This window comes from Persicirhabdus sediminis, from assembly GCF_016595495.1.
Classification (GTDB): domain Bacteria; phylum Verrucomicrobiota; class Verrucomicrobiia; order Verrucomicrobiales; family Akkermansiaceae; genus Persicirhabdus; species Persicirhabdus sediminis.
The window spans coordinates 565709-586421 of sequence record NZ_JAENIM010000039.1 but is presented as its reverse complement, the minus strand read 5'-3'; the positions used below and the strand labels follow the sequence as shown (position 1 = coordinate 586421).

The window sequence follows — 20713 nt, the reverse complement described above, 5'->3', positions numbered from 1 at the left end:
ATTGCATCTGCACGTACCTAGCCGATAGTCACATAGATTAACAAATGTGCCACTAGGCAGATAGAGAAAATCAATTTTATGACACTTAGCTGCTTAATTCGCACCAAGCTTGACGTATAACTGGGCCGAAGAACTCACAGCAATGGAAATATTTTCTAGCCACCACCTAATTTGTTTAGCGCTATCATTTGCGTCCATTGCTGTGGTTTTGCTTATTGGCCGCCGACTTGAATCCGCGGGCTCAGCCAAACCACTGCGCTATGCCATTGGCATTAGCTGCCTATTGGCTTATCCGGTCACGCTGCTGGCCTACCAGCTCGCTGGCTACCACATGCCCATTGAGATCAAGATCCCCTACCACCTTTGCGACCTGTCGGTGATCCTAGCTGGATTTGCCATGATCTACAAACAAGCCACGCTGCGTGAGCTTGTTTACTACTGGGGGCTAGCTGGCGCCACTCAGGCGATGCTCACGCCAGACATCAACGAGTCATTCACTCACCCGGTTGCGCTGGCCTTTTATTTTTCCCACCTCGGCGTCGTTTGCGCCGCCTTGTATTTGCCCATCTGCATTGGCTGGAGGCCACGCGCTGGCTCAGTAAGACGCGCCGTGGGCTGGCTGGCAGTTTACGCCACCATCGCCGGAGCTCTGAATTTCTTACTCGGCGCCAACTTTGGTTTCCTTGCTGCCAAACCCAGCGAATCCAGCTTGATTGACGTGATGGGCCCGTGGCCGTGGTACATTTTGTCGCTCGGCGCCATCGCCAGTTTGCTATTTTGGCTACTGAGTTTGCCATTTCGTCAGACAAAGCAAAAATAATACGTGCCTTTTCGGGCAAACTGGTTTCTTTTCTTTCAGCGTCCCGACGCAAAATTTTGACCAAATTCATGAGCAAGCCAACTGATAGCCCTAAGCGTAAGCGCGTAAATGTTCGCCGCCCCGATGTGATGGAAAAAGTCCAAGCTGAAGTGGAAAACCACTACCGCTCGTCTTTAGTGGAGAAAATCCGCGCGTCTCACGGCGAAGTGCAGATTGGCAATACCACCATCCGGCTGGCCCAGCAGTTTGGTTTTTGCTACGGTGTGGAGCGCGCCATCGACCTCGCCTACGCCACCCATAAAGTTTTCCCTGACCAGCGCTTGTTTTTGATTGGTGAAATCATTCACAACCCAGAGGTTAACAAACAACTTCGCGACATGGGCATCGTTTCTCTGCCGTGGAAAAAACTCAGCGATGAATACAAAGATCTCACCGACGAAGATGTGGTGATCGTGCCAGCATTTGGTGCGCCTACGCATTTCATGGATTTCCTCGCTGAGGTCGGCTGCCACGTCGTTGATACCACCTGTGGTGATGTGATGAAAGTTTGGCGCCGCGTTCGTGGTTACGCCAAACAACAAGTCACCTCCATCATTCACGGCAAAGCTGGCCATGAAGAAACTTTAGCCACTGCGTCACGTGCGCTCGGCGATAAAAAAGACGGTCATTACCTAGTCATCCTCACGCTGGCTGATGCGGATTACGTCTGCGACTACATTATCAATGGTGGCGACAAAGCGGCCTTGTTGGAGAAATTCAGCGGCGCTTATTCAGAGGGATTTGACCCAGACGTCCACCTTCAGCAAGTTGGTGTGGCCAACCAGACCACCATGCTGCAAAGCGAGACCGAAGAACTGCAACGCCACATCCAGGCAGCGCTAGAAAAACGCGACGGACATACCCAGAACTACCACGTTTTTGATACCATCTGCGGCGCCACTCAGGAGCGTCAAAGCGCGCTCTTTGAGATGCTCAAGAAGCCAATGGACATGATGTTAGTGGTCGGCGGCTACAACAGCTCAAATACCACTCACCTGGTGGAAATTGCTGAGCAAGAATTACCTACCTTCTTCATCCGCAAGGCATCATGCATCGAATCGCTAGAGGAAATCATCCACTTTGACCTCGAAAAAAATGCCGAGATCAAATCCAGCTACACTGAGATCCTCAACCCGGATAAACCATGCACCGTCGGCATCACCGCGGGCGCATCATGCCCAAACAACCTGATCGAATCTGCGATCTTACGTGTGCTCGAGCTGCGTGGACTTAGCGCTGCCGATCTGATCGAATAATTCTCAATCATTATTTCCAGCTGGAGTGATTTATTCCCAGCTGGAAAATTCCCTCACTACACACCTTGTTTGTAAACAAATAGCTGGCCGCTGAGCTGGCTATTTTTGTTTACCGCTGCACCACGCAATTTAAACCCAGCCGCCAGCGCCACGCGGTGAGCTAGCTGGTTATCATCGTGGCAATAAACTCGCAGCTGGTAGCTGGGCATCAACACATCGCGCAACATCACCAGCGCCTCAGTGGCATAGCCGTGACCGCAAAACTCCTCGTTGATGCCAAAATAACACTCCATCACGCCAACATCGTAGCTGGTAAACCCAGCGGTGCCGAGATAGCGGTCGCTGTGTAAATCAGCCACCACATAAGAGCAAATCTCCACCTCGTCAGCATAGGACGCCATGATACGATCCACCAGCTGGTTTGCCCCTTCGTCCGAGCATTCATCGGCATCAAACATCAAATAGCGATTTGATGTCTCATTTTGCATGAAACTCACAAAGCTAGCACGATCACGCTCGACAAATCGTCGTAGCCGAATGCGCTCAGATTCTATAGGCAGGGTTAGCACAACTCTAATCACTAGCAGCCACACCCAATCACGCAAGCATCATTGAAAATACAAATTCAAACAGGCAAGTAGTTTTTAAATAGGCAAGCTGTCAGATAAACCTAACTAGACCAAGATAGACGTAAAAGATCAGCCAGCCTGACCAAATCGCTGAGACGTGTCCATTCTGGCACATTCTCGAGCTAGCCGCCTGCATACCGCCAGCCAATGATGCGCGGGCATGAATCAAATGCCACAACTTCACTCGCTGCGCGCCATTGCCATCTTGCTAGTATCCATCCACCATTGGTCTCCTGAGCCGCTGCACCACGCACCAGTACCCTACTCGATTGGTGTTTTTCTATTTTTTGTGCTCAGCGGCTTCCTCATCACACAGATTTTGCTGCGCGGACGGGAAAAAATCGACGCCGGTGATACCACGCTACCCAACTTCACCAAGTCATTTTTCGCTCGTCGGCTGCTGCGGATTTTTCCAGGCTTCCTTGTCGCCATCGCCCTGTACTTGGTTTTTGGTTTCGCCGACGTTTACGACAACTTATTTTGGTACCTATGTCAGGCGAGCAACTTCCTCTTTGCCTCCACTGGCCAATGGTCACCTGGCGCGTCGCAGTTTTGGACGCTGGCCATCGAACAGCAATTTTACCTCCTCTGGCCAGTGGTTTTGCTCATTTTGCCGCGCCGGTGGATCTTGCCCGCGCTAGCTGGCATCTTTCTCATCTCACCAACGCTGCGCTGTCTAGAAATGCTTGGCTGGATCAACTCATGGGCAATGCCGGGCAAACCAACATGGAAATGCCTCGACTACCTCGCCGCTGGCTCCATCACCGCCGTGATGAGTATTAACGGCATCCAGCTAGTTAGCCGCAAACTCAATACCATCTACGTCACCAGCGGCCTCATTTACCTCTTTTTCTGGTTCCGCTGGTATTCTGAAGCCACCATTCCCAGCTGGCAGTGGCTTCAGCAAAGTTTCCTCACTATCGCCTGCGTAGGTATCGTGGTGAATGCTTCTGCCGGATTCACGGGGCTCACGGGAAAAATCCTCGGCAATGCCACCCTGCAGCACATCGGCTTAATGAGCTACGGGCTCTACCTCTATCATAACCTCGCACCGCTGATGATGGGGTACATCACCCCATTTCTCTGGGCCGACGGCTGGGAAATCATGCTCTTCCCGCTACGGCTCGCCATCCTCGGTGGCACCTCATACGCAATGGCCAGACTGTCGTGGAAATACATCGAAAAACCTGCCTACCAGCTGAAATCACATTTCCCGTATTGAACAAAACCACAGGCAGTGCCAGCTAGCTGGAAATTCTGCATTAGTTGCTAAAATCTTACCCAAGTGTGACCTGTCACGCCGCGGGCAAACAGAGCATTTGCAGCCACTTCGAATGCCCAAAATCCTGCCGATTTTTCATTGGTTCAGCTGGCCCGATGATCCGTGTGTGTTGAGTAAATTTTAAAATTTTAAGTAAACGAAGGGGCATCTGGCGGCGTGTGAATGAATTCTAAAAAAGACTTATTAAGACATGTTAATCATCAGCACCTACTACCAAATATAGTGTAATTTTTGCTTTGAGTCTGCCACATATTCCGTTCTAGCGTCAAAGCAGGAGGAGTTCATTATGCGCTGTATCAGCTGTGGTTCATTAACAGATAAGGTCATTGATTCGAGAATGTCGAAGGACGGCACGACGACACGTCGTCGCCGTGAATGTCTCGATTGTGGGTATCGTTACACCACCTACGAGCAGATCGAGCGCACGGAACTGCGCGTGGTCAAACGTGACGGAGCGCGCGAAACCGTGAACCGTGAGAAACTATTCCGCGGGCTGGTGAAAGCCTGCGAAAAACGACCGGTTTCTATGGACCGGCTGGACCGCGCGGTAGAGGAAATCCTCACCGACCTGCACAAAGATCACCTCAGCGAAGTCCCCTCCTCAGTCATTGGCGCCAAAGTCATGAGCAAGCTGCACCAAATCGATCCCGTCGCCTACGTGCGCTACGTCTCGGTTTACCGCCAGTTTGATGATGTTGGCGAGTTCATCCGCGAGATTCAAGAGCTGGAGCAACGCAGCGCACGCGACGTCGGCCAGCGGAAACTTTTCAAAGAATAACACCCCATACCCTATTATGATTTGTCTGATTGGAAATCGCCCCGTGCTACAGGTCGGCCGCCACCAAGTGAGCGGCTACGACACTGAGTGGATTCGCGAGTCTATCATCACCGCTGCCGAGCTATCTGGCCGCGATGATTTCCCATTCGCTGATGATTTGCACAGCGGCATCTTGCATTACCTTGAACACAACTGCCCACTGCAGCTGCTCAAAATCGAAGACCTGCACAAGCGCATTCAGCACATGCTCACGCGCATCGGCCACCAGCCGATGGCTGAGGTGCTGCCGCGCCGTGCTCCAGCGATAGAAATCTCACTGCGCGACGCCGCTGAGTCCGCCGGCAATGGTTACGAGCTAGCCTTTTTCGACCACCTGCAAAAAGAAATCGGCGAGCTGAAAAGCTACGGCGTGAGCATGATCGAGTTTAACGACGTGCGTCACAGCGTGATGGTGCTGCGCGGTCAGGAAAAATGGAATGACTCGTGCGACCAGCTACGCGAAGAAATCCTCACCTTCCTGCGCACCCATGGACGCAGCTCGCGACATCACCCGCAGAAAATTTCACTCAATCTGAATTCACCGAGATGACCTTATTCGAAAAAATTGCCGCTAGAGAGATTCCAGCTGACTTCGTTTACGAAGACGACCTGTGCATGTGCATCCGCGACATCAACCCGCAGGCACCAGTGCATTTGTTAGTTATTCCAAAAAAATGCATCACCCGTGTCGCGCTGGCTGACGATGCCGACAAAGAGGTGCTAGGTCACCTGATGTTAGTCGCCAGAAAAGTCGCTGAGCAAGAAGGATTTGCCGATGACGGGTTCCGCCTCATCATCAACAACGGGCCGGACGGCGGCGAAGAAGTCCCGCACCTGCACGTCCACGTGCTTGCTGGCCGAAAGTTGACTTGGCCTCCAGGCTAGTCCATACACGGGCATCCCCAGCCCACACCCGAATCTATTAGCTGCTGCATGAAACTCATTTCCTGGAACGTCAACGGCCTGCGCGCCGTGATTAAGAAAAATTTTGCCGAATTTGTTAGCGAACACAACCCTGACATCCTCTGCTTGCAAGAAACTAAAGCTCGCCCAGAGCAGGTAGACCTGCCGCTAGAAATGGCTGGCTACAGCCACTACTGGTGCAGTGCAGAAAAAGCAGGTTATTCAGGCACTGTGATCTTTAGCAAAATTGAGCCTATCAGCGTGCAGCAGGGAATTGGCATCGACGAGCACGACCGCGAAGGACGCGTCGTTACACTAGAGTTTGCTGACTACTACGTAGTTACTGTTTACACGCCTAACTCACAAAACGAACTCAAGCGCCTGCCTTACCGCCAAAGCTGGGACCGTGATTTCCTCGCCTTTGTGAAAGATTTGGAAAAGAATAAACCAGTCATTTTCTGTGGCGACCTGAATGTGGCGCACACTGAGATTGATCTCGCTAGACCCAAGGCAAACCGCAAGAGCGCTGGATTCTCAGACGAAGAACGAGCTGGATTTGATCAAATTGTCGCAGCTGGATTTGTTGATACCTTCAGGCATTTCTACCCAGAAAAAGTCGATGAATACAGCTGGTGGAGCTACCGTGGCGGTGCTCGCGCCAAGAATGTTGGCTGGAGAATCGACTACTTCTGCGTCTCAGCCTCGCTCACTGATAGTCTGGCGTCCGCCGCTATCCATCAGGACGTGTTAGGGTCCGACCACTGCCCCGTGTCGATCACTCTAAAATGAGCAACTCAGAGATAGAGTTAGATTTTCTCTCAGCGGAAACCGATGAGGTTTTCCGCCAGTGCATCCACTGCGAATGCCAGCTAACCACAGCTGGCTTATTCATGGTGAGCAAGGCGTATCGCGGTGACGAATGCACCTTCGAATACGCCATCTGCATGGATTGCCGGGAGAAAATCCACAATGAACTCTCCGATGACTCGCGTGTCGCCATGTTTGATTTCATGCACGACCGCGTGAACATGCCCCAGCGCGAGGAAAAATACAAAAATGCCGCAAACTATCAGCTCCAGCTAGATAGCTGCGCTACTTGCGGATTAGACCGCCAGCTGGCGGAAAGTTATTCTACCGCAGCCGTATTTCACAATGGCCTCATGCTCACAGGCGCCTTTCCATTGATGATCTGCTCCAGCTGCGAAGAAGAAGTCTATCAATGCCTATCTGATCACACCAAGGATGTTTGGGATAAGTTCATCAACGACCATTTCCCTGGCCCACCAGCCATAGGCGAACCGAGTCCAAATCACCATTTGGTTTTCTAGCCACTGGGCGAAACTGTTACCTAGCTGGAAGCCTCCAGCTAGCCGAAAATCATAATTTAGCCACGAAGCAAAACCACAAACCTAGCCGAGATGGGACTCTTCTTGCTAGCCACGGAATAAACCACAAAGCCAGCCAAGGCAGAGGTCATTGTTAGCCACGGAATAAAACCACAAACCCAGCCAAGGCTGATGTCATCGTTAGCCACGGAGTGGCGACCATTCGAAGCCCAAGGCAACGCCTTGGGTTTAGGTGCCCCATGACATGAGCCCCGTAGGGGCGACCACCCGCCAATGAGAACTAACATCATCGACTCCAGCCGGCAACTAACGATCAACCGCACGGAGAAACACAATCGCGGCAAAAATCATAAATTCAGCCACGGAATAAACCACAAAGCCAGCCGATGCAGAGGTCATTATTAGCCACGGAGTGGCGCTCATTCGAAGCCCAAGGCAACGCCTTGGGGTTAGACGCCCCCACGACCATGAGCCCCGTAGGGCGACCACTCGCAGATGAGAACTAACACCATCGACTCTAGCCGGCAACTAACGATCAACCACACGGAGAAACACAATCGCGGGCAAAAATCATAAATTCAGCCACGGAATAAACTACAAAGCCAGCCGAGGCTGATGTCATCGCTAGCCACGGAGTGGCGACCATTCGAAGCCCAAGGCAACGCCTTGGGTTTAGACGCCCCCACGACCATGAGCCCCGTAGGGCGACCACTCGCAGATGAGAACTAACACCATCGACTCTAGCCGGCAACTAACGATCAACCACACGGAGAAACACAATCGCGGGCAAAAATCATAAATTCAGCCACGGAATAAAACTACTAACCCAGCCAAGGCTGATGTCATCGCTAGCCACGGAGTGGCGACCATTCGAAGCCCAAGGCAACGCCTTGGGGTTAGGTGCCTCCACGACATGAGCCCCGCAGGGGCGACCACCAGCCAGAAACCCCAACTACTTGCAACAGGCGCCCATATCGGTTAGTTTCAAAAATGGCTCATTCGTATTCGAATATCTATATCCACCTGATTTTCAGCACCAAAAACCGTCACCCGTGGCTAGTTAAATCTATACGGCCAGCCATGCATCAATATATGGCAAAGGTGCTAACTAACGCATCTAATTCGGTATGTGCTATCAACTCAGTAGAAGATCACGTTCATATTTTATTAAAGCTGGCGCGTACTAGTTCCCCAGCTAGTGTCGCCGAGGAGGTGAAAAAATCTTCCTCAAAGTGGCTGAAAACTCAGCTAACTAGTCTAGCCAATTTCCAATGGCAGGCAGGTTACGCAGCCTTCTCAGTTAGTGAGTCGAATGTAAAGTGCGTGAAAGACTACATTGCTCGACAAGAAGAGCATCATCAGAAGTTAAGCTTCAAACAGGAATTCGTTAGTTTCCTGAAGAAAAACAAGATCGAATACGATAATCGCTATCTTTGGGAATGATGGTCGCCCCTACGGGGCTCTCCTAGTCTAGCACATGCCCCCCCAGGGCGTTGCCCTAGGCTTCGATCGACCGCCACTCCGTGGCTAGAACTGATGAAACCTCCGACCAATGAGTCGTCTCAAGTTAGTGAATCTTCTCAGGCTAATGAGCTTTATAACCAAGTACCACCTGTGACGAACCCTATAAACATGGACATCTGGCGCCAGCAGCCATTGGCTAAATGGTCGCCCCTACGGGGCTCTCCTACTCTAGCGAATGACAAACCCCAGGGCGTTGCCCTGGGCTTCGAATGACCGCCACTCCGTGGCTAGAACTGATGAAACCTCCGACCAATGAGTCTTCTCAAGTTAGTGAATCTTCTCAGACTAATGAGCCTTATAACCAGGTACCACCTGCGACGGCCCTATAAACAAGACATCTGGCGCCAGCAGCCATTGGCTAAATGGTCGCCCTTACGGGGCTCTCCTACTCTAGCGAATGTCAAACCCCAGGGCGTTGCCCTAGGCTTCGATCGACCGCCACTCCGTGGCTAGAACTGATGAAACCTCCGACCAATGAGTCTTCTCAAGTTAGTGAATCTTCTCAGGCTAATGAGCTTTATAACCAAGTGCCACCCGTGACGAACCCTATAAACATGGACATCTGGCGCCAGCAGTCATCGGCTAAATGGTCGCCCCTACGGGGCTAGCCTATTCTAGCACATGCCAACCCCAGGGCGTTGCCCTGGGCTTCGATCGACCGCCACTCCGTGGCTAAGCTTGCGCGATGCGCGCAGTCAGCAAAGTGAGTAACCAAAGCGCTTTCGCAGCTGGCAAATTTCTAGCTGCTTTCAACCCGCCCTGCGTTCCACGAACCCAGCCCAAATCACCATTTGGTTTTCTAGCCGTCGCGGTTTTCTGGCTGACAAAGATGTGGGCTACTGGTCACTTGACATTCCTAGCTGGCTGTATGATTCTCTGCTTCATCAATCGACAGGGGTGTGCGGCGATCGCCGTGCTGAGAGCGTTTTCCGCGGAGACGTAACCCTTAGAACCTGATGCGGATCATGCCGTCGCAGGAAGTCGAAATTGTGGTTTCAGCTCCCCGCTCATGCCCAACTTCGCCTCACCTGCCCAGCTTGATTCTCGGCAGGTTTTTTATTGCCCGCTCAAAATCTGACCACCACATTCTCTATGATTTCACCAGACGAATCTACACCAACACCGGAAAACTCAACGCAGCGATCCGACTATACCGGAAACTTTATCGAAGACATCGACAACTCAGCTGAGCTCGCCGCCATCGAAAAAGATCCAACTATTTTCCCTAACTCAACACGTATCTACGTTGAGGGCAACATCCACCCAGACCTGCGTGTGCCAATGCGTGAGATTCGCCTGTCTGATACCGAGCACCCGAATGGTCGCATCGAGAAAAACCCAGCGATCCGCGTGTACGACTGCTCTGGCCCGTGGGGCAATCCTGAATTTGAAGGCAACCCACGCGAAGGTCTGCCAGCACTGCGCCGCGACTGGATTCTCGCCCGTGGTGATGTGGAAGAATACGACGGCCGCGAAGTAAAACCATCTGACAATGGCTACCTATCAGAAAAGCACGCCGAGACATACAACCAAGCCAAGGCGGCGAAAAACAAGCTGAAGGAATACCCAGGCCTCAAGCGCAAGCCATTGCGCGCCTCAGCAGATCATCCAGTGACGCAGAAATGGTACGCGGATCAAGGCATCATCACTCCAGAGATGGAGTTCATTGCCATCCGTGAAAACCTTGGCCGCCTCGAGCAGTTCAATACGATTCACGACAGCTACCCGAGCCCAGACGATCTACCAGAAGACGCTTCACCGCAGATCAAAGAATTCATTGCCAAGAAATACGGCGAGAGCGCTAACAGCTCTCCTGAAGGTTATGAAATGCCACGTCCATCTGAGATTGATCCATTCAAACAAGTCTCACGCAATGTGATGAACCACCAGCACCCGGGTCAGCCATTTGGCGCGCAAATCCCAGAGCTGATCACTCCTGAGTTTGTTCGCTCAGAAGTGGCACGCGGTCGCGCTATCATCCCATGCAACATCAACCACCCAGAAAACGAGCCAATGATTATTGGTCGCAATTTCTTGGTGAAAATCAATGCTAACATCGGTAACTCAGCCGTCGCATCTACCATCGATGAAGAAGTAGAAAAAATGCGTTGGTCTACCAAATGGGGCGCCGACACCGTGATGGACCTCTCCACCGGTAAAAACATCCACGCCACTCGCGAATGGATCCTGCGCAACTCACCAGTCCCTATCGGCACTGTGCCAATCTATCAGGCACTGGAAAAAGTGAATGGTAAAATTGAAGATCTCACTTGGGAATTATTCCGCGATACGCTGATCGAGCAAGCTGAGCAAGGGGTTGATTATTTCACCATCCACGCTGCTGTGCTGCTGCGCTTTGTGCCGCACACCGCACGCCGCATGACAGGCATCGTTTCTCGCGGTGGCTCTATCCTCGCTAAGTGGACACTCGCCCACCAGAAGGAAAACTTCCTCTACACCCATTGGGATGAAATCTGCGACATCTGCGCCGCTTATGATGTTTCCTTCTCTATCGGTGACGGACTTCGCCCAGGCTCTATCGCCGACGCTAACGACTACGCCCAACTGGCTGAGTTAGAAGTGCAAGGTGAACTCACCAAACGTGCGTGGGCCAAAGGTTGTCAGGTAATGAACGAAGGCCCTGGCCACGTTCCTCTTCACCTCATTCAGGAAAATATGCAGAAGCAGATCGAGTGGTGCCACGAAGCTCCATTCTACACGCTTGGGCCACTAACGACTGATATTGCACCTGGTTACGATCACATCACCTCAGCCATCGGCGCCGCTAACATTGGCTGGTACGGATGTGCGATGCTCTGCTACGTGACTCCTAAAGAGCACCTCGGTCTGCCTAACCGTGATGATGTTCGCGAAGGTGTAGTGACCTACAAGCTAGCAGCTCACGCGGCTGATCTAGCAAAAGGCCACCCAGCTGCGCAAGAACGCGACAACGCGATCTCTAAAGCACGCTTCGAGTTCCGCTGGCGCGACCAGTTTGCGCTCGGGCTCGATCCAGCTCGCGCGATCGACTTCCACGATGAAACACTACCAGCTGAAGGCGCTAAAACCGCTCACTTCTGCTCAATGTGTGGGCCAACATTCTGCTCGATGAAGATCACTGCCGACGTGCGCAAGTACGCCGAAGAAAATGGCTTTACCGAACAAGCCATCGAAGAGCAAGGATTAGAAAAAGCTACCGCCGCCCTCACCGGCCAAGCGTAAGCATTCTAGCTAGCTCATTTATTTAAAAGCGCCGCAGAGAAATCTGCGGCGTTTTTATTTACATCGTCATCGATTGCTAATGCCAATCCAGCTAGGTTAGCTAACGATAAACCATTAGGCCATTTTCTGCTAAGCGCTTCTATCTCACAACTAGCGCTTTGTAGCTTCGGCTGGTGAGATTCTGCATAATCTGATTGGCACAATTTCAAGATGGGTATAGTTAATATATATGGATTTTTTAGAAAGTATTTTTGGACTCAAGGGAAAGACCGCAGTGGTGATTGGTGGCACTGGTGATCTGTGCGGACGCATGGGAATCGCGCTGGCTAGAGCGGGTGCCGAAGTCATTCTGGTTGGTCGCAATCCTGAGAATGCTTTTGAAAAGTTAGCTGAAATCGACGCCTTTGACGGCAACGCATGGTTTTGCAAAGCGGATACTTCCAGCCGCGAAGACCTCGAGCAGCTGCTAGCGCGTGTGGTCGACCGCTCCGGCAAGGTAGACATTCTCATCAATGGCGCCAGTGCTAACATCATCACTCCCTTTTTAGAAACTACTGAAGATGAGCTGGAGAACATGCTCAACGTGAATTACAAATCGGTATTTCGCGCCTGCCAGATCTTTGGTCGCTATTTTGTTGATCGCGGCGAGCCGGCATCAATCATCAATGTCGGTTCACTCAGTGGCCTGCGTCCGGTTTCCTGGGCATTTAACTACTCAGCGGCAAAGGCAGCGGTGCACAACCTAACCAAGAACCTAGCGCGCGAATGGGCCGACCAAGAAATCCGTGTGAATACGCTGGTTCCAGGGTTTTTCCCGAATCCGGAAAACCAGAATAAGATCGACGAATCACGCGCGCTGGCAATTTTGCGCCGCACGCCGATGTCACGCTTTGGCTCAGCTGAAGAACTCACTGGCGCCATTCTGATGCTAGCATCGCGCTCAGCTGGCGGATTTATCACTGGTGAAGAAATCGTTGTTGATGGCGGGTATTCATCGCTGTCTATCTAAGATCACCCACTCCAGCTAGCTGGAAATTTTTCCTCTGGCCCGCTCAGCTATTTATCCAGCTGGGTGGGCTATTTTTTGCGCTCACTAGAAATCATTTCGCAAACATGTTCGCAATTGCCTGTCAATTGTGCATGGTGGCAAAAATTATGAAGAAGAACTATTCATTGATCGACCCAAAAATGGCTGTAGCCCGTCGCGTCGAGGCGGTCAAAAGTGAGATCCGCAAATACATCAAACGTGAGCGCAAAAAATCGCTGCCTGAAGGTGTCGATTTCTGCGACTTCGCATGCAAATTTGGCGCCGATGCCGAGTCAGCAGCTGACGTACACGTGTCTCAATTTAATGCCCTGCTCGATGCCGCTGAGAAAGATCAGCTGGAATCTGTATATGTTGAAATCATCGCTGTAGCCGGCTACCGCACCAGCAAGGAAAAACCTGCTGCTGAAGAAAATCCAGCCGCTGAAGAAGCAGACAAAACAGCTGAAGGCGAAGCGTAGTTTTCAGCTCTCACAGTTATCTAACTGAAAAACACCGCAGCCAAATAGGCTGCGGTGTTTTTGTTTTTTGATCGATAGGTACCAGATTAGGTGCGACGGCGTAAAATAAATCCAAAGCCTGCTAGTGAGATCAGGCTCAACGTGGCTGGCTCGGGAATGGCTTCAATCGACAGTGAGAAATCATCAAGGTAGGCAAGGCGTGGAGAAGCACCACTGCTGATGGTAAATCCAGAGAAATTATCCAAAGTGATCGCGCCGCCAGTATCAAAGCTACCCGATCTTGTTACAGCACCTGCCGACAGAACGACATTAAAATCAAAGACACCATTCTCATCTAGCGTAATGGTCATCACCGGGTTTGTTGCCATGTTGATAGCAGCATTTGCTTGGTCGTCTCTAGCTATTTGACTCCAGCCTGAGCCGGACGCTTGCTCAAGAGCCACGAAATCCCCCCCATCGCCGTCTTTTAATACCAGACGATAGCCATTCATGGTACCCGCTTCAATGGCCGCTGCATCACTGCTGTCCGAGCTTATAACAATCCCACCCCAGTTCTCGTCAGTCACAGTCATCGAGCCCGAGACTCGCCCAACTTGCCCAACCCATTGGTAAATCTCGCCTAAGCCCAAGCTATCAATTGTTGAAATATTTGTAGTAATCGTGCTAACTACCTGACTGGTATCCTGCTGGATTCTATTGCCAGCCAATTCCAGCTCAGCCAAATCCCCTGTCCAAGTGAGCGCCGTGGAGGAACCCGTAAATGGATCTTGATCAGTTGCGGTAAAGTCATCCGCTATCACCGTTGCTGCTTGTGCGGCGCCGCCGCATATAGTGGCAGCCAGCAGAATACAGCTTCTCAATTTGTCATAATTTCGTCTCATAATTCACCAGTTAAAGAATTCATCATCAGTGAATCATAAATAATTAGATCCTGCCAGATAATAATACCCTAAACGGTAGTTTATTTCACCGTTTCATTTCTGAACACAAAAAATCCGTCACCCCCCAGCTAGCTGGTGAGTGACGGATAGAGATTAAATAATGCTAACGAATCGCTTATTTAGCGTCGTAGATTTTGCTATAATACTCGTCAGCCATGCGGTCGGCATCAAAGAATGGCACCACATCGTCCATGCTCTGTTTGACGATTTTCCACCACTGCTCTGGCTCATCGTAGTAGGCGGGAAGCACTTTATCTTCGAGCACTTGATAGAATCCAAGCATGTCGTGGTGATCACGCGCTTCAGGTGTGAGATCAGTATCAGCCTCAGGAATGATGAATGAATTCTCACCATCTTTAGCAAACTCACAAACCCAGCCGTCGTTAGTGGAGTAGTTAACACTAGCATTCATCGCCGCAGTCATGCCGGATGTGCCGGATGCTTCACGGGTGACGATTGGGTTGTTCAGCCACATATCAGAGCCGTCTTTCAGCAGCTTTGATAGAGAGAGCTCGTAACCAACCAATACCGCCATGCGCGGATGCTCACGTGATAGATTGACCAGTCGGTTGAACATATCCACCGCGCCGTAATCTTTCGGGAATGGTTTACCAGCCCAGATCACCTGCACCGGACGGTCTGCGTCATTGAGGATTTCTTCAAATCGCTCGATGTCGCGTGTGATGAGGTCAGCGCGTTTGTAGTCAGCAAAACGACGAGCCCACACGATCGTTAGGTAGTCTGGATCAAACAGACGACCAGTTTGGTCAGCTACTTCTTTGAAGAGTTTTTTCTTCAGCTCACGTTTGCGCTTAGCAATCGCTTTGAAATTATTGTCGAGGCGCGCCTCTTCGAGCTGTTCGTCCACCCAGTAACGCTTATTCTGCGCGTTAGTGACGTGCGTGATTGGACAAATGTTGTCGTAACCAGCCCACATTTTACGGGAAACTTCACCGTGAAGCTTAGAGACACCGTTAGACAGGCGACACATGCGGAAAGCAGCTAGCGAGTGGTTAAATTCATCACCGTCAATGCCGCAGAGTTCACGCAGCTCAGCTTCTGGCAGTCCACCAAAGAAGGTGAATTTGCGAAGCAAGTCGAATGATGATTTTTCGTTACCAGCCTCAACAGGTGTGTGTGTGGTGAAGACAAAACGCTTCTTCACTTCTTCCAGGCTCTTGGTTTTCTTGTAAACATGGAAGGCAGCTGACAGCGCGTGTGCCTCATTGAGGTGCCATACGTCTGGATCAACACCCAGCTCTTCTAGCAATCTAGCACCACCTACACCTAGCAAGATGTATTGAGCGGTACGTGTTAGGAAGTCACTATCATATAGTCGGTGAGAAATAGTACGTGAAAGCACGTCATTTTCCTCAATGTCTGTAGTGAGCAGGAACATTGGCGCAGAGCCAAAGGTATCTGGCTCCATGTAAAGTACCTTCACCCATACATCGTGGTCGTGCACGGTGATGGTGTACTTAATTCCAGTGTCTTTAAGAAAGTGATAGTCTTTGCGACGGTTTTGCACCGCCATTTCGCGGTTCTCGCCGCGCGCTTGGTTATAGTAGCCGTATGACCAGAGAATTCCGATGCCTATCATGTTCTGTTTGAGATCATAGGCACTACGCATGTGCGAACCTGCTAGAAAGCCAAGTCCACCAGAGTAGATTTTCAATGTTTGATCGATCGCAAACTCCATGCTGAAGTATGCAGCACTGGTTTTATATTTGGGATCGATTTCGTAAGAGTGTTTGAAGGGTTCAGGCAAAAAGCTCATTGCTGTGTAATTTGTTTGAAATACATAATCCTATTAACGGCAATCTAGCTCAATGCCAAGCCATTATCGTTAATATGACTTAGGTAATTGAGATGGCGGATTTTGATAGACGTAAATCTGTTAATTTACGGCAAAAAATTAGCCAGCTGACATATCAATGCGTCAGCTGGCTAGAAATATAACAGAAATGACTAACAATCAGCTAGAACATACCTCCAGCTGGTTTTGTGATAGAGTCGTAATGTTTCTTAATCTGCGCCTGATATTGTCTCCATTTTTTACCTGGGCGACCATTATCTAGCAAAAAGTGTGGGCAATTTTTATGCATTGGGTCATGGCCAAATCGTGGCCAGTGGTAATGTGGCACCACGCGATTGATAGGAATTTTGTATTGATGCATCAGGTAGGCAGTCAGCTTAGCCGTTCTATCAAGTGTGCGCGCACGGTCATTGCCGCGGTTTTCGCACATCTCTATGCCAATGCTGTAGTTGTTTCCTGGACCGTCGTAATCTGCATGCTCACCTTGCTCGTTAGTTGGCAAATGCTGCACCGCCACGCTCTGGTCGACGGTGTAATGCCAAGTTAGATAGCCAATGCGGTTGCCACCTTTGACCTTGCGGCAGCTCAGTGCGCCATTTTTTAATGCCTTAGAATGCTGCCATGCATCTGCCTGTGAGCTGTAGTTCTGCGTACTGTGAATAGTGATGTAGCGCGGACGCAGCGTGCGTTTCACTTTTCTGCCGTGAGTTCCCTTAGGGATATAGTCACGCTTTACGTTAGCCTCGCTGTATAACTGCGTTGGCGACTTTGCTGGGCTGCCAGCTGGCACAGGGTTGTAGTTGCTAGAAACTGCTGCCGTCGCGCCATAGCCAGATGAATTTCCTCCAGGTTTAATATCCACAACTGGAGGAGATTGTGAGCAGGAGCACAATCCTAGCACCGCAATCAGCGAGAAACTTTTAAGGCAGCAAAAAACATTCATGAGTAATTAATAGCACGATGCAATCGTCATAAGAAACTTAAAATAAGGAATTTTCAAGTATCCCACCCGCTTTTATAAGGAATTCCAAACAATAGCTTGATTACGAATTATCAATAACAAATCCCATCATGATGATTGACAGCCCCGCTGGGATTTCTATTTATCTCTTACATGCGCACACTTCGCTTAATTACAGCTGCAATCGCTCTCCTCTCATTGAGCTCATGCACGGTCCTTGGTAATATTCTCAAAGCTCCAGGCAAAATTGTCAAAGGAACCGCTACAACATTAGGTTTCTAGATCTCGCATTGATTGTTTGATCTCCCAGCTAGCAGCCTTTCCAGCTGCTAGCTTGTTTTGTTTTTGCGCTTAGTGAATCGATTGGCATTGCCAGCAGATAGAAATCACGTTTGCATGGGTTCGACCATTTCGATCGTGAGTAAAAAACCAATCCAGCCACATTCCCCGGGTATCAAAAAAGCCCAGCGCATCCCAGCGGTGCGCCAGCTGATTGACGCGCTGGAGAATCCAGCTGAAATCGTCGAGCTGGATTGCGTGGCGGATTCAGGCTACGCATTTATCCTCGCATGCATTCGCCTACAGGAGAAATTCCCCTCTGGCCGGCGTGTCTGTTTCACCCACCCACACCCACGGGTTCGCGAGCGTTTAGCGTCTGAGCTGGAGCTCTGGGGCATCAAAGCCACGGTGGTTCCAGATATTCCGGAAAGCAATGGCGAAGGTGAAATCACCGCGCCGGAAATTGCCGCGGAACGATTGGCCTCGCTGCAGGTGCTGCATTCACCCGACAAACTCAGCGCGCCCACCGTATTTCTATTTTCCCCTGATGCGCTCGACAGCCCAGCGCCGGTGCCAGAATCGCTGAGCGATGGCAAAATCATCATCCAGCTAGGTGATGAACTGCCACCCGAGCAGCTGGAAAAAACATTGAGCAGTGAGCAATTTGAAAAAGTTCACCAAATTCACTCGCGCGGGCAGTTTGCGCGCCGCGGCGGCATCTTAGACGTTTTCCCGTGGCAGGCTGAGTTCCCGTATCGCATCGAATTTTTTGATACTGAAGTCGAGAGCATCCGCGAGTTTGACCTCGACTCGCAAGTCTCGCGCAACAAATGCCAGCAGGCCGAGCTGGTGGTGACCGAGTCGCAGGAAATGGCCACGCTCGGCGACTACCTTAGCGACGACGACTGGGTGATTTCAGCTGGCGACGACATTCCAGCGCGCGCACTTGCCGAGCTCTCAGACGGCGGAACCAACGCGCCTGAAGTGATTGGCAGTCCATTAGGTCATTTTGACGCCGGCGATTTCATTTTACAGGAAACTCGCCGTCACAGGTTTTTCCAGCAGATTGCCGACTGGCGCAGTGACGACTGGCAGATCTTCATCACCTTTAGCCGACCAGCTGAGCAAGAACGCTTCGAGGAACTCGTCGACGAAGATTTTTTCAAAAATGCCTCACTGACGCCGCTGATTGGCGAGCTCGTGCAAGGCTTCACCATGCCGGATGCTAAGCTGGCATTTCTCTCGTCATCGGAGCTATTTGGTCGCTACCAAACACCCCAGCGGCGACGCAAACTCACCAGCCAAGACCACCAAAGGCGCAATCGTGGCCAGCTGGCGCTCGAGGAGGTCGACTACGGAGATTTTGTTGTCCACAGCGAGTATGGCATTGGTAAATTCAATGGCATTGCCAAAGATGAAGATGGATACGAAGAAATCCACATCCTCTACCGCGATCAGACGACGCTCAGCGTGCCGCTGGATCAAGCGCACCTGCTCACCCGCTACGTGGGCATCGGCGGCAAAACACCACAGTTAAGCAAAATTGGCACCACCAGCTGGGGGAAAACTCGCCAGCAGGCGGAGAAGTCGATCATGGATTACGCCGCCCAGCTGTTGAAAATCCAAGCTGAGCGCAATGTAGAAAAATCCAACCCACACGACGCCGACAACCGGTGGATGTACGAATTTGAGAATTCATTCCACTTTGAACTCACTCCTGGCCAGCGCGATGCCATCGAAGACGTCAAAGCAGACATGGAATGCGCCAAGGCGATGGACCGGCTGATCTGCGGTGACGTCGGGTTTGGCAAAACCGAAGTGGCCATCCGAGCGGCCTTCAAATCCGCCACTTCTGGCCGCCAAGTCGCCCTGCTCTGCCCCACTACCGTGCTAGCTGAGCAACACTGGCGCACGTTCCGCGAGCGCATGTCAGACTACCCACTGCGCATCGAGCTGCTCAACCGCTTCCGCAAACCAGCTGAAGTGCGCGAAACCCTCAAGGGGCTCGCTGATGGATCCGTCGACATCGTCATTGGCACACATCGCTTGATTTCCAAAGACGTCAGCTACAAAAACCTCGGACTCGCCATCGTTGACGAAGAGCAGCGGTTTGGGGTGAAACACAAAGAGCAATTTAAAGAAATCTTCCGCCAGATCGACGTGCTGACACTTTCAGCCACGCCAATTCCACGCACGCTGTATTTATCCATGATGGGCGCGCGTGACATGTCCACCATCGATACGCCATTGCCGGGCAAAGTGCCCATCCATACCAGCATTTGCGGCTACGATGAAGCGGTGATCAAGCAGGCGATTGAAAAAGAGCTCAAGCGCGGTGGTCAGGTGTATTTCCTCCACAACCGCGTGCAAACCATCGAGATGGTGCAAAAACGTCTACAGGAGCTGGTTCCTTCAGCCACCTGCGTGGTGGGCCACGGGCAGATGGAAAAAGACCAGCTGGAAGTGGTGATGAAATCATTTGTGCAGGGAGAAGCGGATATCTTGCTGGCCACCACCATCATTGAGAGCGGCATCGACATTCCCAATGCCAATACCATCATCATCGACCGCGCTGATCGCTTTGGCCTCGCTGATCTCTACCAGCTGCGCGGACGTGTCGGGCGAGCTGGCGGCCAAGCGTATGCGATTCTGCTTTTACCGAGCGACATGATCCACGGCGATGCCCGCAAGCGCATCAATGCCATTCAGCAATATACCGCGCTGGGGTCTGGGTTTAAAATTGCCATGCGCGATCTAGAAATCCGCGGCGCCGGCAACCTGCTGGGCACCAAACAATCTGGCCACATCGTTTCTATCGGCTTCGACCTTTACTGCCAGCTACTGCGCCAGAGCATCGACAGGCTGCGCGGCGGCACGGTAAAACAACGAGTCGACGTCACCTTGCGCGCAGATTTCCTCTGTTTCAACGAAGGCGACTTCCTTGGCAGCGATCCAAAATCCAACCTGCCATGTTTCATTCCTGGCGACTACATGCCTGACGCAAGAATGCGCATTGCCGCCTACAAAGAGCTCGCCGAGTGCCAAGATCTCAGAGAGCTGAAAAAGCTCACCGCTAGATGGAAAGACCGCTTTGGCAAGCCATCCGTGCCGGTTGTCCGCCTGCTCGACACCACCCGTCTGAAGCTCATTGCTGCCAGAAATAGAATCACCAGCGTAGAAATACGCGATCAGCGCTTGAAACTAACGCGCAATGGCGAGTATATCACCCTTACAGGAAAACGATTCCCTCGGTTGACAGAAACCGTAGCAAGCCGAAAGCTTGACGAGGCCATCGACTGGCTGCAAAAACTTTAATCAAACTAACCACCATTCACAACTTTCACAGGACCTGTGAACCTTTCCAATTTTCCA

At 51.3% G+C, this 20713-nt stretch carries 17 protein-coding genes and 1 riboswitch; of the genes, 13 read left to right on the top strand and 4 right to left on the bottom strand.

The window, feature by feature from the left end; genetic code table 11:
• Positions 1-109 precede the first annotated feature (109 nt).
• Entirely contained in the window at positions 110-820 is a 711-nt protein-coding gene (locus tag JIN82_RS09915) for a YwaF family protein (protein ID WP_200311471.1), read from the top strand.
• A gap of 68 nt (positions 821-888) precedes the next feature.
• Positions 889-2115: a 4-hydroxy-3-methylbut-2-enyl diphosphate reductase gene (locus tag JIN82_RS09910; protein ID WP_200311470.1), complete on the top strand. Its 1227-nt coding sequence runs from the start codon at positions 889-891 to the stop codon at positions 2113-2115.
• Between the two features lie 56 nt (positions 2116-2171).
• Here JIN82_RS09910 and JIN82_RS09905 read toward each other — a convergent pair whose 3' ends face one another.
• On the bottom strand, positions 2172-2684 hold the full coding sequence (locus JIN82_RS09905; RefSeq protein ID WP_200311469.1) for a GNAT family N-acetyltransferase: 513 nt from the start codon (positions 2682-2684) through the stop codon (positions 2172-2174).
• Positions 2685-2904: 220 nt separating this feature from the next.
• On the opposite strand from JIN82_RS09905, the gene JIN82_RS09900 reads away from it, so the two are divergent.
• From JIN82_RS09900 to JIN82_RS09855, 10 genes are all read left to right on the top strand, one after another.
• Positions 2905-3966, top strand: coding sequence for an acyltransferase family protein (locus JIN82_RS09900; protein ID WP_200311468.1), 1062 nt, complete (start codon positions 2905-2907; stop codon positions 3964-3966).
• A gap of 346 nt (positions 3967-4312) precedes the next feature.
• On the top strand, positions 4313-4804 hold the full coding sequence (nrdR, locus tag JIN82_RS09895; RefSeq protein WP_200311467.1) for a transcriptional regulator NrdR: 492 nt from the start codon (positions 4313-4315) through the stop codon (positions 4802-4804).
• Positions 4805-4820: 16 nt separating this feature from the next.
• Positions 4821-5393: a hypothetical protein gene (locus JIN82_RS09890; protein ID WP_200311466.1), complete on the top strand. Its 573-nt coding sequence runs from the start codon at positions 4821-4823 to the stop codon at positions 5391-5393.
• Positions 5390-5728, top strand: coding sequence for a histidine triad nucleotide-binding protein (locus tag JIN82_RS09885; RefSeq protein WP_200311465.1), 339 nt, complete (start codon positions 5390-5392; stop codon positions 5726-5728). Before JIN82_RS09890 ends, JIN82_RS09885 begins: the two co-directional genes overlap by 4 nt.
• A gap of 48 nt (positions 5729-5776) precedes the next feature.
• Positions 5777-6535: an exodeoxyribonuclease III gene (locus JIN82_RS09880; protein ID WP_200311464.1), complete on the top strand. Its 759-nt coding sequence runs from the start codon at positions 5777-5779 to the stop codon at positions 6533-6535.
• Positions 6532-7074: a hypothetical protein gene (locus JIN82_RS09875; RefSeq protein WP_200311463.1), complete on the top strand. Its 543-nt coding sequence runs from the start codon at positions 6532-6534 to the stop codon at positions 7072-7074. Before JIN82_RS09880 ends, JIN82_RS09875 begins: the two co-directional genes overlap by 4 nt.
• 1008 nt (positions 7075-8082) lie before the next feature.
• Positions 8083-8535: an IS200/IS605 family transposase gene (tnpA, locus tag JIN82_RS09870; RefSeq protein ID WP_200311462.1), complete on the top strand. Its 453-nt coding sequence runs from the start codon at positions 8083-8085 to the stop codon at positions 8533-8535.
• A gap of 964 nt (positions 8536-9499) precedes the next feature.
• Positions 9500-9613: riboswitch (TPP riboswitch) on the top strand.
• A gap of 95 nt (positions 9614-9708) precedes the next feature.
• A complete protein-coding gene (gene thiC / locus JIN82_RS09865; RefSeq protein ID WP_200311461.1) occupies positions 9709-11838 on the top strand; it encodes a phosphomethylpyrimidine synthase ThiC in 2130 nt (709 codons plus the stop codon).
• Positions 11839-12067: 229 nt separating this feature from the next.
• Positions 12068-12847: an SDR family NAD(P)-dependent oxidoreductase gene (locus tag JIN82_RS09860; RefSeq protein ID WP_200311460.1), complete on the top strand. Its 780-nt coding sequence runs from the start codon at positions 12068-12070 to the stop codon at positions 12845-12847.
• Positions 12848-12993: 146 nt separating this feature from the next.
• Entirely contained in the window at positions 12994-13344 is a 351-nt protein-coding gene (locus JIN82_RS09855; protein WP_200311459.1) for a DUF6172 family protein, read from the top strand.
• Positions 13345-13430: 86 nt separating this feature from the next.
• Here the strand turns inward: JIN82_RS09855 and JIN82_RS09850 are convergent, their stop codons facing one another.
• The 3 genes from JIN82_RS09850 to JIN82_RS09840 all read right to left on the bottom strand — a co-directional run bounded on the left by JIN82_RS09850 (position 13431) and on the right by JIN82_RS09840 (position 16963).
• Complete coding sequence (locus JIN82_RS09850; protein ID WP_200311458.1) at positions 13431-14225, bottom strand: PEP-CTERM sorting domain-containing protein; 795 nt, start codon at positions 14223-14225, stop codon at positions 13431-13433.
• A 175-nt stretch (positions 14226-14400) separates the two neighbouring features.
• Positions 14401-16062: an alpha-glucan family phosphorylase gene (glgP, locus tag JIN82_RS09845; protein ID WP_200311457.1), complete on the bottom strand. Its 1662-nt coding sequence runs from the start codon at positions 16060-16062 to the stop codon at positions 14401-14403.
• 202 nt (positions 16063-16264) lie between these two features.
• Positions 16265-16963, bottom strand: coding sequence for a peptidoglycan recognition protein family protein (locus JIN82_RS09840; protein WP_325099491.1), 699 nt, complete (start codon positions 16961-16963; stop codon positions 16265-16267).
• Between the two features lie 516 nt (positions 16964-17479).
• Between JIN82_RS09840 and mfd the strand changes: the two genes are divergently transcribed.
• Complete coding sequence (mfd, locus tag JIN82_RS09835) at positions 17480-20656, top strand: transcription-repair coupling factor (RefSeq protein ID WP_325099490.1); 3177 nt, start codon at positions 17480-17482, stop codon at positions 20654-20656.
• The last annotated feature ends 57 nt before the right edge of the window (positions 20657-20713 follow it).

Coding starts and splice junctions, on each gene's coding strand:
- JIN82_RS09850 (WP_200311458.1), bottom strand. CDS start 14,225: ATGAGACGAAATTATGACAAATTGAGAAGCTGTATTCTGCTGGCTGCC.
- JIN82_RS09900 (WP_200311468.1), top strand. CDS start 2,905: ATGAATCAAATGCCACAACTTCACTCGCTGCGCGCCATTGCCATCTTG.
- JIN82_RS09855 (WP_200311459.1), top strand. CDS start 12,994: ATGAAGAAGAACTATTCATTGATCGACCCAAAAATGGCTGTAGCCCGT.
- tnpA (WP_200311462.1), top strand. CDS start 8,083: ATGGCTCATTCGTATTCGAATATCTATATCCACCTGATTTTCAGCACC.
- JIN82_RS09860 (WP_200311460.1), top strand. CDS start 12,068: ATGGATTTTTTAGAAAGTATTTTTGGACTCAAGGGAAAGACCGCAGTG.
- JIN82_RS09910 (WP_200311470.1), top strand. CDS start 889: ATGAGCAAGCCAACTGATAGCCCTAAGCGTAAGCGCGTAAATGTTCGC.
- JIN82_RS09890 (WP_200311466.1), top strand. CDS start 4,821: ATGATTTGTCTGATTGGAAATCGCCCCGTGCTACAGGTCGGCCGCCAC.
- thiC (WP_200311461.1), top strand. CDS start 9,709: ATGATTTCACCAGACGAATCTACACCAACACCGGAAAACTCAACGCAG.
- JIN82_RS09875 (WP_200311463.1), top strand. CDS start 6,532: ATGAGCAACTCAGAGATAGAGTTAGATTTTCTCTCAGCGGAAACCGAT.
- JIN82_RS09885 (WP_200311465.1), top strand. CDS start 5,390: ATGACCTTATTCGAAAAAATTGCCGCTAGAGAGATTCCAGCTGACTTC.
- glgP (WP_200311457.1), bottom strand. CDS start 16,062: ATGAGCTTTTTGCCTGAACCCTTCAAACACTCTTACGAAATCGATCCC.
- JIN82_RS09880 (WP_200311464.1), top strand. CDS start 5,777: ATGAAACTCATTTCCTGGAACGTCAACGGCCTGCGCGCCGTGATTAAG.
- nrdR (WP_200311467.1), top strand. CDS start 4,313: ATGCGCTGTATCAGCTGTGGTTCATTAACAGATAAGGTCATTGATTCG.